This window comes from Aeromicrobium sp. Root472D3 (assembly GCF_001426485.1).
GTDB lineage: Bacteria > Actinomycetota > Actinomycetes > Propionibacteriales > Nocardioidaceae > Aeromicrobium.
In genome coordinates this window covers 1,987,001-2,001,687 of record NZ_LMET01000001.1, presented here as the reverse complement: position 1 = coordinate 2,001,687, position 14,687 = coordinate 1,987,001, and the positions used below count along the sequence as shown (strand labels likewise).

Annotated in this window: 14 protein-coding genes; 2 read left to right on the top strand and 12 right to left on the bottom strand. The window is 71.3% G+C overall.

Going from position 1 to position 14,687, the window contains the following annotated elements; all coding sequences use genetic code 11:
- Window positions 1–67: 67 nt before the first annotated feature.
- The 4 genes from infB to rimP all read right to left on the bottom strand — a co-directional run bounded on the left by infB (window position 68) and on the right by rimP (window position 4,848).
- The gene (gene infB / locus ASD10_RS09820; RefSeq protein ID WP_056607755.1) at window positions 68–2,869 is read right to left on the bottom strand and encodes a translation initiation factor IF-2; all 2,802 of its coding nucleotides are present in this window, start codon (window positions 2,867–2,869) and stop codon (window positions 68–70) included.
- 168 nt (window positions 2,870–3,037) lie between these two features.
- Window positions 3,038–3,343 carry a YlxR family protein gene (locus ASD10_RS18380; RefSeq protein ID WP_082556129.1) on the bottom strand — a complete coding sequence of 102 codons (306 nt, stop codon included), beginning with the start codon at window positions 3,341–3,343 and terminating at the stop codon, window positions 3,038–3,040.
- 3 nt (window positions 3,344–3,346) lie between these two features.
- Window positions 3,347–4,384 (bottom strand): transcription termination factor NusA, encoded by a 1,038-nt coding sequence (gene nusA, locus ASD10_RS09815; RefSeq protein WP_056607753.1) that lies wholly within the window; start codon window positions 4,382–4,384, stop codon window positions 3,347–3,349.
- On the bottom strand, window positions 4,384–4,848 hold the full coding sequence (gene rimP, locus ASD10_RS09810) for a ribosome maturation factor RimP (protein ID WP_056607751.1): 465 nt from the start codon (window positions 4,846–4,848) through the stop codon (window positions 4,384–4,386). The genes nusA and rimP overlap by 1 nt, the downstream gene beginning before the upstream one ends.
- 138 nt (window positions 4,849–4,986) lie before the next feature.
- Between rimP and ASD10_RS19045 the strand changes: the two genes are divergently transcribed.
- Entirely contained in the window at window positions 4,987–5,469 is a 483-nt protein-coding gene (locus tag ASD10_RS19045) for a hypothetical protein (RefSeq protein WP_162248839.1), read from the top strand.
- Window positions 5,466–5,867 (top strand): ferritin-like domain-containing protein, encoded by a 402-nt coding sequence (locus tag ASD10_RS19040; protein WP_056607749.1) that lies wholly within the window; start codon window positions 5,466–5,468, stop codon window positions 5,865–5,867. The genes ASD10_RS19045 and ASD10_RS19040 overlap by 4 nt, the downstream gene beginning before the upstream one ends.
- Before the next feature lie 6 nt (window positions 5,868–5,873).
- On the opposite strand, the gene ASD10_RS09795 is transcribed toward ASD10_RS19040, so the two are convergent.
- The 8 genes from ASD10_RS09795 to ASD10_RS09760 form a co-directional block, all read right to left on the bottom strand.
- Window positions 5,874–7,613 carry a proline--tRNA ligase gene (locus ASD10_RS09795; protein ID WP_200938317.1) on the bottom strand — a complete coding sequence of 580 codons (1,740 nt, stop codon included), beginning with the start codon at window positions 7,611–7,613 and terminating at the stop codon, window positions 5,874–5,876.
- A gap of 40 nt (window positions 7,614–7,653) precedes the next feature.
- The gene (locus ASD10_RS09790; protein ID WP_056607745.1) at window positions 7,654–8,016 is read right to left on the bottom strand and encodes a hypothetical protein; all 363 of its coding nucleotides are present in this window, start codon (window positions 8,014–8,016) and stop codon (window positions 7,654–7,656) included.
- 34 nt (window positions 8,017–8,050) lie between these two features.
- Window positions 8,051–8,893 (bottom strand): GNAT family N-acetyltransferase, encoded by an 843-nt coding sequence (locus tag ASD10_RS09785; protein WP_056607743.1) that lies wholly within the window; start codon window positions 8,891–8,893, stop codon window positions 8,051–8,053.
- 93 nt (window positions 8,894–8,986) lie between these two features.
- Entirely contained in the window at window positions 8,987–10,132 is a 1,146-nt protein-coding gene (ispG, locus tag ASD10_RS09780) for a flavodoxin-dependent (E)-4-hydroxy-3-methylbut-2-enyl-diphosphate synthase (RefSeq protein ID WP_056607741.1), read from the bottom strand.
- A 76-nt stretch (window positions 10,133–10,208) separates the two neighbouring features.
- Entirely contained in the window at window positions 10,209–11,507 is a 1,299-nt protein-coding gene (locus ASD10_RS09775) for an RIP metalloprotease (RefSeq protein WP_056607739.1), read from the bottom strand.
- Window positions 11,507–12,709 (bottom strand): 1-deoxy-D-xylulose-5-phosphate reductoisomerase, encoded by a 1,203-nt coding sequence (gene dxr, locus ASD10_RS09770; RefSeq protein WP_056607738.1) that lies wholly within the window; start codon window positions 12,707–12,709, stop codon window positions 11,507–11,509. The genes ASD10_RS09775 and dxr overlap by 1 nt, the downstream gene beginning before the upstream one ends.
- Before the next feature lie 164 nt (window positions 12,710–12,873).
- Window positions 12,874–13,668 (bottom strand): ABC transporter permease subunit, encoded by a 795-nt coding sequence (locus ASD10_RS09765; RefSeq protein WP_056607737.1) that lies wholly within the window; start codon window positions 13,666–13,668, stop codon window positions 12,874–12,876.
- Window positions 13,665–14,564, bottom strand: coding sequence for an ABC transporter ATP-binding protein (locus ASD10_RS09760; protein WP_056607736.1), 900 nt, complete (start codon window positions 14,562–14,564; stop codon window positions 13,665–13,667). The genes ASD10_RS09765 and ASD10_RS09760 overlap by 4 nt, the downstream gene beginning before the upstream one ends.
- Window positions 14,565–14,687: the final 123 nt, after the last annotated feature.

Sequence of the window (14,687 nt, the reverse complement as noted above, 5' to 3'; positions counted from 1 at the left end):
TCAGTCGGACGTCATACCGGGCGTGGCACGGGGGCCACGCCCGGTATGACGTCCTGGGCGGTGCTGACTACGCGCGAGGCTTCTCGCGCAGCTCGAACGTCTCGACGATGTCGCCGATCTTGATGTCGTTGTAGCCACGGAGCACGAGACCGCACTCGAAGCCTTCACGCACCTCGGACACATCGTCCTTCTCGCGACGCAGGCTGCTGAAGTCGAGGTTGTCCGAGACGACGGAGCCGTCGCGGAGCAGTCGGGCCTTCGCATTGCGCTTGATCGTGCCGCTGGTGACCATGCAACCGGCGATGTTGCCGATCTTGCTGGAGCGGAAGATGTCGCGGATCTCGGCGGTACCGAGCTGCGCCTCCTCGAACTCCGGCTTGAGCAGACCCTTGAGGGACGCCTCGATCTCCTCGATCGCGTTGTAGATGACCGAGTAGTACTTGATCTCGACACCCTCGCGGTCGGCCAGCTCCGTCGCCTTGCCCTGCGGGCGGACGTTGAAGCCGATGATCACGGCGTTGGACGCCGCGGCCAGCATGACGTTGGTCTCGGTGATCGCACCGACACCGCGGTCGATGACCCGCAGCGCGACCTCGTCGCCGACGTCGATCTGGGCCAGTGCGTCCTCGAGCGCCTCGACCGAGCCCGATCCGTCGCCCTTCAGGATGAGCAGCAGCTCGTCGGTCTCGCCCTTCTCCATCGACGACATGAAGTCCTCGAGGGTGCGGCGGCCGGTGCGCTGGGCCAGGAGGGCGTTGCGCTCGCGCGCCTCGCGCTTCTCGGCGATCTGACGCGCCAGCCGGTCGTCGGACACGACCATGAAGTTGTCACCGGCACCGGGCACGGCGGTGAGGCCGAGCACCAGGGCGGGACGCGACGGGGTCGCCTCCTCGATGTTGTTGCCGTGCTCGTCGAGCATCGCGCGGACACGACCGAAGGCCGGTCCGGCGACGATCGAGTCGCCGACCTTGAGGGTTCCACGGTGCACCAGCACCGTCGCGACGGGGCCTCGACCGCGGTCGAGGTGCGCCTCGATGACGAGACCCTCGGCGTTCTGCGTGGGGTTGGCCCGCAGGTCGAGCGACGCGTCGGCGGTCAGGACGATGGCCTCGAGGAGGTCGTCCAGGCCGAGTCCGGCCTTGGCCGAGACGTCGACGAACATCGTGTCGCCGCCGTACTCCTCGGGCACCAGGCCGTACTCGGTGAGCTGGCCCCGTGCCTTGGTCGGGTCGGCGTCGGGCTTGTCGACCTTGTTGACCGCGACGACGATCGGGACGCCCGCGGCCTTGGCGTGGTTGAGCGCCTCGACCGTCTGCGGCATGACGCCGTCGTCGGCCGCGACCACGAGGATCGCGATGTCGGTCGCCTGGGCACCACGGGCACGCATGGCGGTGAACGCCTCGTGACCGGGGGTGTCGATCAGGGTGATGCGACGCTCGGTGCCGTCGACCTCGGTCGAGACCTGGTAGGCGCCGATCGTCTGGGTGATGCCGCCGGCCTCCTTGTCGACGACGTTGCTGCTGCGCAGCGCGTCGAGGAGCTTGGTCTTTCCGTGGTCGACGTGACCCATGACCGTGACGACGGGCGGACGGGCGATGAGGTCGTCCTCGCTGCCCTCGTCCTCGCCGAACTCGATGTCGAACGACTCGAGCAGCTCACGGTCCTCGTCCTCGGGCGAGATGACCTCGACGGTGTAGTTGAGCTCCTCGCCGAGCAGCAGCAGCGTCTCGTCGTTGGCCGACTGCGTGGCCGTGACGACCTCGCCGAGGTGGAACAGCACCTCGACGAGCGACGCGGAGTCCGCGCCGATCTTGTCGGCGAAGTCGGCCAGCGACGAGCCGCGCGTCAGGCGGACGGTCTCGCCGTTGCCCTTGCGGACGCGGACGCCGCCGATCGCGGGCGCCTGCATCTGGTCGAATTCCTGACGCTTCGCGCGCTTGCTCTTGCGTCCACGACGCACGGGGCCGCCGGCGCGACCGAACGCGCCCTGCGTGCCACCACGGGTGTTGCGACCCGCGGGACCACCCGTGCGGGGAGGACCGCTGAAGCCGCCGCCACCGGGACGGCCGGGGGCTCCGCCACCGCCGCCGGGGCGACCGGCGAAGCCGCCGCCACCGCCACCGGGACGACCGGGAGCACCGCCGCCGGGACGACCGGGAGCGCCGCCGGGACGGCCTCCGGGGCCGCCGCGACCGGCCGACGGGCCCGGAAGACCCGACTGGCGCGGCATCATGGCCGGGTTCGGACGCGGCATGCCGCCGCCACCGGCGCCCGGGGTGGGTGCGGCGCCGGTGCCGCCGCCCTCACGAGCGGCGGGCGGACGCGGCGTGTTGCGCTGCATGCCCTGCGTCGACGAGAACGGGTTGTTGCCGGGACGGGCACCCCCCGGCGCGGCCGGACGGGGTCCGGGCGTGGGGCCGGGGGTCGCCCTGGCGGCGGGGGCCGCGGGCGTCGCCGCGGCAGGAGCCTCGGCGGCAGGAGCCGGGGCCTCCTTGACGGGCGCCGGCTCGGGATCGGGGACGACCTTGCGCGGTCCGGGCACAGGCCCGGGGGTGCGCGCGGGCGCCGCCGGGGCGGGCGTGGCCGCGGCGGGGGGTGCCGCGGGCGCCGGGGCGTCGGCGGCCGGAGCAGCGGGTGCTGCGGCGGCCGGGGCGGACGGCTGGGGTGCGGCGGCCTTCTTGCCGCCGGACTTCTTGGCGCCCTGCGCGCGCAGGGCGTCGCCGTGCTCCTCGTTGAGGCGCCGGACGACGGGGGCTTCTACGGTCGAGGAGGCCGACTTCACGTACTCACCCATGTCTTTCAGGGTGGACAGGACGACCTTGCTCTCGACGCCGAACTCGCGTGCGAGCTCGTGGACTCTGACAGCCACTTTTCTCCTTCAGGGGGGTCCGACCCCGAAGGAGGATCAGACCACTAGTTGACGAACGTGCTCATTGCGCAGTACTCATCGCGCAGTACTCATCGGCCGAGGCCATTCATGTGTGACATGAGCGAGTGCTCCGATTTCGGTCAGGGAACGCTGTTGCGCTCCTCGTGGTCATGCAGTGGTGTCCGGACCGGCCACGACGGATCTCAGGACGTCCAGGTCGAGCGGCCCCTCGACTCGAAGGGCCCGACCGAACGCCTTGCGGCGCGTCGCCAGATCCAGGCACCGGGCCGTGGGGTGCAGGTGCGCCCCTCGTCCCGGCAGCGCGCCGCGCGGATCGGGAGTCACGACGACTGTCGTGGGCCCCTGAACTGCGACGACTCGCACCAGATCGGTCTTGTCCGAACGCTGCCTGCAACCGATGCACGTCCGGACGACCTCACCCAGTCTACCCGTTTGGGCTGACGGTTGCGCCATCGGTCAGTCGGCCTCGGCGCGCGGCGCCTCGGTGTCGGAGCGGATGTCGATGCGCCACCCCGTCAGCTTGGCGGCGAGCCGGGCGTTCTGGCCCTCCTTGCCGATCGCGAGCGACAGCTGGAAGTCGGGGACGACGACCCGCGCCGACCGGGTCGACTCGTCGACGATCGTGACGCTGCGGACCTGCGACGGCGACAGCGCGTGGCCGATGAACTCGGCCGGGTCGTCGCTGAAGTCGACGATGTCGATCTTCTCGCCGTGCAGCTCGTGCATGACGTTGCGCACGCGCTGGCCCATCGGACCGATGCAGGAGCCCTTGGCGTTGACGCCGGCGACGTTGGCGCGCACCGCGATCTTGGTGCGGTGGCCGGCCTCGCGGGCGATCGCGAAGATCTCGACCGAGCCGTCGGCGATCTCGGGCACCTCGAGCGCGAACAGCAGCTTGACGAGGTTGGGGTGGGTGCGCGAGACCTTGACGCGCGGCCCCCGCAGGCCCTTCTCGACCTCGTACACGTACGCCTTCAGGCGCTCGCCGTGGGCGTACTTCTCCTCCGGGACGCGCTCGGTGCCGGTCAGGACGGCCTCGACGCGACCCAGGTCGAGCATGACGTCCTGCGGGTTGCGACCCTGCTGGATGACGCCCGACACGATGTCGCCGACCTTGCCGGAGAACTCGCCGTACTTCGACTCGTCCTCGGCGTCGCGGATCTTCTGCATGATGAGCTGGCGGGCGATCGTCGCCGCGAACCGGCCGAAGTCGTCCGGCGTGTCGTCGAACTCGGGCGTGAACGACGGCTCGGGGCGCGGCGCGGGCTCCTCGCCCTCGGCGGGCTCGGGGGCAGGAGGCACCTCGATGCGCTCCTTGGCCCAGACCGTCACGTGGCCGGACGTCCGGTCGAGCTCGACACGCGCGTGCTGCTTCGCGACGCCCGTCTTGTGGTACGCCGAGAGCAGCGCGGTCTCGATCGCCTCGCAGATCGCCGCGAAGGGGATCTCCTTCTCGCGCTCGAGGGCGCGCAGGGCGGCCATGTCGATGTCCATCAGGCGTCCTTCCGGTTGAGCTCGACCTGCACGAGCGCTGAGGTGATGTCGGTGTAGGCGTAGCGGGTCGTCGAGCGTCCGACGATCTCGACGCCGGTGTCGTCGCTGGCACCGATGCGTCCGTCGACCGAGGTCTCGTCCACGACGTCGTCGCCCGCCAGCCGCAGGCGGACCAGGCGGCCCTCGTTGCGACGCCAGTGGCGCGGCAGCGTGAGCGGACGGTCGACGCCCCGCGAGGTGACCTCGAGCGTGTAGGGCTGCTCGCCCATGACGTCCGAGGAGTCGAGCACCTCGGACAGGGCGCGGGTCGCGTCGGTGATGTGGTCGATGCCGACCCCGCCGTCGCGGTCGACCGCGATGCGCAGGACGCGCTTGTTGCCGGCGGGGGTGAGGTCGAGGGCTTCGAGGTCGAGCCCCAGCGACGTCACGGTGCTCTCGACGAGGGTCTCCAGACTGTCCGTCATGGTACGTCCTCCGTCTTCGGTTGTCGGCCGGGTGATGTCCTCCGGCCGTGATGCGTCGCTCCACCCTATCGGGTGGCGGAGGGTGCTCCGGACGTCGCGACGTGCGGGGGCCTCCCGGGCGTCGGATAGCCTGCCGGGGTGATGACTCGCCGCGTGCTGATCGGCACGGGTGTCGCCGTGGTGGGTGCCGGCGGGCTCCTGGTCGCGGCCGAGGCCACGGGACGTCTGGACGACGTCGCCGACGCGGTCGGCCTCGACCCGAGGCCCGAGCCCGATCCGGGCGACACCCGCATCCTGCGGCGCGCGGCGACGGCGACGGCGGCCCTGCTGGCGGGCGTCGAGTCGACGGCTGCCGCGCACCCCGAGCTGGCGTTGGACCCCGTGGCCGCGATCGTGCGCGAGCAGCTGGCCGCGCTGGGCGGGGCCACGCCTCCTGCGTCCCCCGCTCCCCCGGCCGACGTCGCGGCCGCCGTCGACGCCCTGGCGACGGCGCTCGACGCGGCCCGCACGGACCGTCGGCGCGACGCCCTCGCCGCGGGGTCGCCGGCGCTGGTGCGGGTGCTCGCGTCGATGTCGGCCGGTCACGCGCAGGGCGTGCGGGCCGTGAGGGGCCTGCGATGACGCCGACCGAGGCGCTGCAGGCCTGGCTCGCGCTCGAGCACGAGGCCGTCTGGCTCTACCCCGTCGTCGGGGCCCGCCTCGACGCGCTGCGCGACCGCGCGACGACGTCGTTCGAGGCGCACCGCGACGTCCGCGACGACCTGGTGGTCCGCCTGCGCACCCGCGGCGTCGAGCCCGTCTCGGCGGCCCTCGGCTACGCCGTCGGGCCCCTCACGACCGCCGACGAGGCGCGCGCGGCGTCCCGGTCGCTCGAGGACCGCGTGTGCGCGGCCGTGCTGACCCTGGCGGGGACGGCCGAGGGCGACGTCCGCGAGCTGGCCGTCACGGCCCTGCGGACGTCCGCCCTGGCGGCCCAGGTCTGGGGTGCGGCCCCGACGGCCTTCCCCGGCCTGCCCTGACCCGGCTCAGGCGCGCAGTGCCGCCACGAGATCGCCGAGGGCGACGTCCTGACGCTCGCCCGTCGCGCGGTCCTTGACCTCGACGACGCCGTCGACGAAGCCCTTGCCGACGACCACGATCGTCGGGACGCCCACGAGCTCGGCGTCCTTGAACTTGACGCCCAGCGAGACCTTGCCGGGGCGGTCGTCGAACAGCACGTCGAAGCCCTCGCCGACGAGATCGGCGTAGACCTGCTCGGCGCCCGCGACGACCGACTCGTCCTTGCCGGCGACGATCAGGTGGACGTCGAACGGCGCGAGCTCCTTGGGCCACACCAGGCCCGCGTCGTCGTGCGCGTACTCGGCCACGGCGGCGACGGCCCGTGACACACCGACGCCGTACGAGCCCATCGTGACCGTCACGAGCTTGCCGTTCTCGTCGAGCACCTTCAGGTCGAGCACCTCGGCGTACTTGCGGCCGAGCTGGAAGATGTGTCCCATCTCGATGCCGCGGGCGAGCTCGAGCGGGCCGGAGCCGTCGGGAGCGGGGTCGCCGGCGCGCACCTCGGCGGCCTCGATCGTGCCGTCGGAGGTGAAGTCACGGCCCGCGACCAGGTCGATGACGTGCGAGCCCTGCTGATTGGCGCCCGTGACCCACCGGGTGCCGTCGACGACCCGCGGGTCGGTCAGGTAGCGGATGCCGGACTCGCTCTCGGCGCCGAGCACGCCGGGTCCGATGTACCCCTTCACGAGCGCGGGGTGGGCCGCGAAGTCCTTCTCGTCGAACGGCTCGACCTCGGCCGGCGACACCGCGGCCTCGAGACGCTTGGCGTCGACCTCGCGGTCACCGGGCACCCCGATCGCGAGCGGCTCGCGCGTGCCGTCGGGGTGGCGCAGGACGACCAGCACGTTCTTGAGCGTGTCGGACGCCTGCCACGGCCGGTCGTCACGCGGGAACGCGTCGTCGAGGTGCGTCACGAGCGTCGCGATCGTGGGGGTGTCGGGGGTCTGCTCGGCGTGCGCGGCCGGCAGGCCGTCGAACGGGACGGGATCGGGCGCGATCGTCGTGACCGCCTCGACGTTCGCGGCGTAGCCGCCCGGCGAGCGGACGAACGTGTCCTCCCCCGTCTCGGAGACGGCGAGGAACTCCTCGCTCGCCGAGCCGCCCATTGCGCCCGAGTCGGCGTGCACGATGACGTACTCGAAGCCCAGCCGGTCGAAGATGCGGACGTACGCCGCCCGGTGCGCCTGGTAGGACGCCTCGAGGCCCGCGTCGTCGACGTCGAACGAGTACGAGTCCTTCATGATGAACTCGCGACCGCGCAGGATGCCGGCGCGGGGGCGCGCCTCGTCCCGGTACTTGGTCTGGATCTGGAACAGGCTCAGCGGCAGGTCCTTGTAGGACGAGTAGAGGTCCTTGACCAGCAGCGCGAACATCTCCTCGTGCGTGGGCCCGAGCAGCATGTCGTTGCCGCGACGGTCCTTGAGCCGGAAGAGGTTGGGGCCGTACTCCGTCCAGCGGTTCGACGCCTCGTAGGGCTCGCGCGGGAGCAGCGCGGGGAACCGCACCTCCTGGGAGCCGATCTCGCCCATCTCCTCGCGGATGATCCGCTCGACCTTGGCGAGCACCTTCAGGCCCAGCGGCAGCCACGAGTAGATGCCGGGGGCCACGCGACGGACGTAGCCGGCCCGCACCAGGAGCTTGTGGCTGGGCACCTCGGCGTCGGCGGGGTCGTCGCGGAGCGTGCGGAGGAAGAGCTTGGTCATGCGCATGCCGCGAGCCTATCGGCCCCCCTCGCGGCGGACGTCAGGCGCGGGCGGCCCTCAGCGCGACGCGGATCATCGGCGCCTGCAGCGGGAGGCGCAGGACCGTGCCGACCTTGTAGTAGCCGGGGGCCCGCGAGCTGCGCAGCGCGTCGGCCGTCATCTGCAGGTTCGCGGGGAACACGCCCGCAAGCAGGCCCACGGCGCCGAGTCCGCCCAGGCGACGCGTGCGCGGGTGCAGCATCATCGCGCCGGTCGCGATCTCGACGACGCCCGACGCGTACACGAGCTCCTTCTTGCGGGGCAGCGCCTTCGGGACGATGTTCTCGAACGGGGCGGGCCTGACGAAGTGCAGGAGGCCCATGCCGATGAAGGCGCCGCCCATGATGGTGATGTCGCGAGTCATGCACGCACCCTAGCCCCGGGCCCGGTGCGTGGGCTCAGAGCAGGACCGACGCGAACGTCGCGGTGTGCTCGAAGCCGACCCGCTCGTACGTGCGCCGCGCCGCGGTGTTGTGGTCGTTGACGTACAGCGTGACGACCGGCGCCACGGTGCGCCGCACCTGCTGCACGACCGCGGCCATGGCGGGGACGGCCAGACCGCGCCCGCGCAGCTCGGGGTGGATGTAGACGCCCTGCAGCTGGCACGCCTCGGTCGTCGCGGCCCCGACCTCGGTCTTGAACAGCACCCGGCCGTCCTCGATGATCGCGAACGACCACCCCTGCGAGATGAGCTGGGCGACACGGGCCCGGTAGCCCGTCCGGTTGCCGACCTCGGGGTCGACGCCGACCTCCTCGGTGAACATCGCGACGCTCGCCGGGTAGAGCACGTCGAACTCGTCGATCAGCACGGGACGCACCCGCGGGTCGGGGGCGACCCGGCTGTCACGCCGCAGGGTCATGAACGGCTGCGACAGCCGCGGCGACCGTGCGGGGCCCCAGCGCGGCTCGAGCATCTCCCAGAACGGCAGGACGGCGTCGCGCAGGCCCACGATCGAGGACGGGCGGACGTTGTCGGCCAGCACCCGCTCGGCGAAGGCCGCGAGCGCCTTGCGCGTCGCCTGCACCGGGACGACGTTGGCACCCGCGTGGCAGGCCGACACCAGCACGTCGTCCTCGAAGTAGCCCCACACCTGCCCGCCCAGCCAGCGGGCCTGCAGCCGGGTCGCGTCGACCCGGTTGCGCACGAACAGGTTCACCAGGGGGTCGCGATCGAGCAGCCCGTGCAGCTCGGGCAGGTCGTCGGGCGTCAGGGCACGGAGGTGCGGCGTGGTCTTCAGCACTCTTCCTCCCCTGTCCCGACGCGGTCCTGACAGCCTACGGCGCACCGGTGGCGCCGACGCTGCCGAGTCCGTCCGGGACGTGGCCGGCGGGCCTCAGCTGATCGAGACCGAGGCCGAGCCGCCCTCGACGGGCTCCATGTCCTCGGCGAGGCGCAGGGCCTCCTCGATCAGGGTCTCGACGATCTTGGCCTCGGGGACGGTCTTGATGACCTCGCCCTTGACGAAGATCTGGCCCTTGCCGTTGCCGGACGCGACGCCGAGGTCGGCCTCGCGCGCCTCGCCGGGACCGTTGACGACGCAGCCCATGACGGCGACGCGCAGCGGCACCTCCATGCCCTCGAGGCCCGCCGTCACCTGCTCGGCCAGCGTGTAGACGTCGACCTGCGCGCGTCCGCACGACGGGCACGACACGATCTCGAGCTTGCGGGGACGCAGGTTGAGCGACTGCAGGATCTGGATGCCGACCTTGACCTCCTCGACGGGAGGAGCCGACAGCGAGACGCGGATCGTGTCGCCGATGCCCTTGCTGAGCAGCGAGCCGAACGCGACGGAGCTCTTGATCGTGCCCTGGAAGGCGGGGCCGGCCTCGGTGACGCCGAGGTGCAGCGGCCAGTCGCCGGCCTCCGACAGCAGCTCGTACGCCCGCACCATGATGACGGGGTCGTTGTGCTTGACCGAGATCTTGAAGTCGTGGAAGTCGTGCTCCTCGAACAGGGACGCCTCCCACACCGCGGACTCGACGAGCGCCTCGGGCGTCGCGGAGCCGTACTTGTCGAAGATGCGCTTGTCGAGCGAGCCGGCGTTGACGCCGATGCGGATCGACGTGCCGGCGTCCTTGGCCGCGCGGGCGATCGCGCCGACCTGGTCGTCGAACTTGCGGATGTTGCCCGGGTTGACGCGGACGGCGGCGCAGCCGGCGTCGATCGCGGCGAACACGTACTTGGGCTGGAAGTGGATGTCGGCGATGACCGGGATGTTGGAGTGCCGGGCGATCTCGGGCAGCGCGTCGGCGTCGTCCTGGCTCGGGCACGCGACACGGACGATGTCGCAGCCCGCGGCGGTGAGCTCGGCGATCTGCTGCAGCGTCGTGTTGACGTCGGACGTCAGGGTCGTCGTCATCGACTGCACCGACACCGGGGCGTCGCCGCCGACGTCGACCGAGCCGACCTTGATCTTGCGGGTCTTGCGGCGCGGCGCGAGCACCGGCGGCGGCATGGCGGGCAGACCGAGATCTGTCATGACTCCACCGTCCTGAGAAGAGCACCGAACGACGGCGTCGTCATGAGCACCTGATGATTCCCTCGCTGGCGCTCGGTCATGAGAGCGATACCGGGTTGACGATGTCTGCGTAGATCAGGATCACACTCATCAGCATAAGGAGCGCACCCATGGCGTACGCGACGGGCAGCATCTTCGCGACGTCGACGTAGCCCGGATCGGGGGCCCCGCGCAGCTTCGCGACGCCGCGCCGCACGGCCTCCCACAGGGCCCCGGCGATGTGCCCGCCGTCGAGCGGCAGCAGCGGGATGAAGTTGAACATCGCGAGGAAGAGGTTGAGGCCCGCGAGGAGCACCAGCACCCGCTGGGCCCGCTCGGCCCACGTCGGGTCGTCGATCGTGAACGACTCCCCCGCGACGCGGCTCGCGCCGACGACGCTGATGGGCCCCTCGGGATCGCGGTCGGCGCCGAAGGCGGCCTTCGTGACGTCGACCATGCGGACGGGCAGGTGCCAGATCGCCTTCGCGGTGCCCTCGACGTAGTCGCCCATCACCTGCGCGACGTAGACGGGCCCCTGGCGCTGCATCTCCTGGGTCGGCTGGACGCCCAGGAAGCCGACCTCGACGGTCTTGGTGGGGTCGTCGAGGTCGGCGCGGGCCAGCACCGACGTCGCGACCGTCGCGCTCAGGGTGCGCCCGTCGCGGACGTAGTCGATCGTCGCCTCGCGCGAGCCGTTGGCGCGGATGATCTGGGACAGCTCGTCCCAGTCGTCGATCGGCTTGCCGTTGAAGGCCGTGATGCGGTCGCCGGCCTCGAGGCCGGCCTTGCTCGCGGGCGTCTCGGGATCGGACGACGTGCAGGTGCGACCTGCCTCGGCGTCGGTGATGGCGCAGTCGGAGACGGCCTGGACCGTCGTCGTGGGCGTCATGGCCCCGAAGCCCATGAACACGACCGCGAACAGGAACACCGCGATCACGATGTTCACCATGGGCCCGCCGGCCATGACGATGAGCTTCTGCCACCACGGCCTGCGGTAGAACAGCCGGTCGAGGTCTCGGTCCTCGACGTGCTCGTACTCGGCGTTGCGGGCGTCGGAGATCAGCTGCGTGAACAGGCCGGTGTTGGTCGTGCGCACCTCGTGCGGATCGGCGTCCTTGGCGGGCGGCAGCATGCCGACGAGCTTGACGTAGCCGCCGAGCGGGATGCTCTTGAAGCCGTACTCGGTCTCGCCCCGCTTGGTCGACCACACCGTGTTGCCGAAGCCGACGAAGAACTGCGTGACCTTGATCCCGAACTTCTTGGCCGGGTACATGTGGCCCATCTCGTGCAGCGCGATCGACAGCACCACGCCGATCACGAACACGACCACACCGAGCGTGTAGATCAGTGCGTTCATCATCTCTGTCCCACCAGTTCTCCGGCCCGCTCGCGGGCCCACGCGTCGGCGCCCAGCACGCCGTCGAGGCTCATCTCCTGGCGGGCGGCGTCCGGGTCGGAGACGTGCTCGTCGAGGACTGCGCCCACCGTGTCCACTATGCCGAGGAAGTCCAACCGTCCGTCGACGAACGCCTCGACGCACACCTCGTTGGCGGCGTTGAAGACCGCCGGACCCGTGCGACCGAACTCGCCGGCGCGCCGCGCGAGGGAGACGGCCGGGAAGGCCTCCTCGTCGAGGGGGAAGAACTCCCACGTCGCGGGGCTGGACCAGTCGCAGCCGGCCGCGGCGTCCGGGACGCGGTCGGGCCACGACAGCCCCAGCGCGATCGGTAGCTTCATGTCGGGCGGCGACGCCTGCAGCATCGTGGCGCCGTCGACGAACTCGACCATCGAGTGGACGATCGACGGCGGGTGCACCACGACCTCGATGCGGTCGAAGCCGATGCCGAACAGCAGGTGCGCCTCGATGACCTCGAGGCCCTTGTTGACGAGGGTCGCGGAGTTGATCGTGATGACCGGGCCCATGTCCCACGTCGGGTGGGCCATGGCCTGCTCGGGCGTGACGTCGGCCAGCTCGGCCCGCGTGCGTCCGCGGAACGGACCGCCGCTGGCCGTGACGACCAGCCGGCGGACGTCGTCGGGCCTCTCGCCGCGCATCGCCTGCGCCAGCGCCGAGTGCTCGGAGTCGACCGGGACGAGCTGCCCGGGGGCGGCGGCGTCGATCACGAGCGATCCGCCGATGATCAGCGACTCCTTGTTGGCCAGCGCGAGCGTCGTGCCGGTCTCGAGCGCAGCGAGCGTGGGCAGCAGGCCGACGGCTCCCGTCATGCCGTTGAGCACGACGTCGCACGGCGTGCGCGCGATCTGGCTGGCCGCGTCGGGGCCCGCCAGCAGGCGCGGCACGCGGTGGTCGCCATGGGCGTAGCCGTTGCGCTGCGCCTCGGCGTACAGCGCGAGCTGGACGTCCTCGGCGGCGCTGGCGCGGGCGACCCCCACCAGCGGGACGTCGAAGGCGATCGCCTGCTCGGCGAGCAGCCGCGGGTTGGCCCCGCCCGCGGCGAGCGCCACGACCTCGAACCGGTCGGGGTTGGCGGCGACGACCTCGAGGGCCTGGGTGCCGATCGATCCGGTCGAGCCGAGGACGGCCACACGCGTGCGCATGGGGCCATTGTGGCACCCGGCTGGCGTGCGACCGTCCGCCGACGACGAGTGGCGACGTGCTCAGGAGCACGCCGCCACCGTCACCGGCCGGGCCGGCTGTCCGGGACGCCCGGCGGAGATGTCCTGTCGCCGCCTCGCGCCCCGGAGGTCTGTGTCGCCGGGGTCTACTTGACCTCGGAGCGGAGCACCGCCCAGACGCCCACGCTCATCGGGATGATGAGCCAGATCAGGCCCGAGGTGCCCAGCTGGGCCCACTCCTCGCCGGAGGGTCCGTTGCCGTCGAGCAGCGGCGCCTGCGAGAAGTTGAAGTCGACCCACGGACGCAGGTCGCTGAACCACTCCTGCAGGCTCGCCAGGAGCTGGAAGATCACCGGCAGCAGGAACGAGTACACGACGTACCCGACGATCGCGCCGGGGGTGTTGCGGATCAGGACGCCGAGCATGAAGCCGACGAGCAGGCCCAGGACGTTCGCGACCAGCAGGCCGATGACGTCGGACGCGCCGAAGTTCCAGACGACGTCGACGCCGTTGATCGCGGCGGCCGCGAGGTTGCCGACGACGCCGATCAGCAGCGCGACCGACATGCCGACGACGCCGACGATGACGGCTGCGATCGCCTTGGCCGCGATGACGCTGCCACGGTGCGGCACCAGCGTGAACGTGATCAGACCCGTGCGCTGGCTCCACTCGCCCGTGACCGACAGGATCGCGATGACCGGCAGCAGCAGCGCCATCGGGAAGCCGATCGCCCCGGCGAACACCGCGTACTCGAGCTGGTCGTCCGGCACGAACAGGATGCAGCCGATCGTCGCCAGCAGGGCCACGATCGCGATGCTCATCATGAGCCAGAAGCCCGACCGGGTGTTGAACATCTTGCGGAGCTCGACCTTGACCAGACGGCCCAGGGGAACTCCCGGACGGCTCGTGTCGATCGTGACGGGTGCGGTGGTCGTGCTCATGAGGAGGCTCCTTCGCGCTGGGTGGTCGACGTCAGCTGGAGGAACATCTCCTCCAGGCCGGCGCCGTCGGCGGGGCGCAGCTCGACGAGCGCGACGCCGGCTGCCGCGGCGGCCTTGCCGACCGTGGCCGGGTCGGTCTCGGTGCGCAGTCCCCCGTCGCCGGACGGACCGGACGAGATGCCGGCCGCGGTCAGCGCGTTGGCCAGCGCCGAGGCGTCACCGGCCTTGACGAACGTGCCGGCGGTCTGCAGCAGCTCGGCCTTGGTGCCCTCGGCGACGATCTTGCCCTGGCCGATGACGATGATCTCGTCGGCGATGACCTCGATCTCGTGCAGCAGGTGCGACGACAGCAGGACCGTGCCGCCGCGGTTGGCGTAGTCGCGCAGCAGGCTGCGCATCCAGTGGATGCCGGCGGGGTCGAGGCCGTTGGCCGGCTCGTCGAGCATCAGGATCTTGGGATCGCCCATCAGCGCGTTGGCGATGCCGAGCCGCTGGCGCATGCCGAGCGAGTAGTTCTTGACGCGGCGCTTGGACTCGGCCGGCGTCAGGCTGACGAGCTCGAGCATCTGGTCGACGCGCGACGTGGGCAGGCCCATCGTGAGCGCGCTCAGCATCAGGATCTCGCGGCCGGTGCGGCCCGCGTGCTGGGCCGAGGCGTCGAGCAGGACGCCGATCTGCGTGCCCGGGTTGGGGATGTCGAGGTAGTTGACACCGCTGACGTGCGCGGTGCCGGACGTGGCGGGCGTGAGGCCGGCGATGATGCGCATCGTCGTCGACTTGCCGGCACCGTTCGGGCCGAGGAAGCCGGTGACGGCTCCGGGGCGGCACGTGAACGACACGTCGTCGACGGCGCGGTACGCACCGTAGGTCTTGGTGAGACGGTCAACTGTGATCATGCCTCCACTCTGGGGCACCGGGAGCCCGGAGTCATCCACCCGGGGACCATGTCGCGCTAGCCGAAAGTATGAGACGGCGCAGACCTTCTGCTGCTGTGGACGGGACACCGCGCCCCTAGCCTT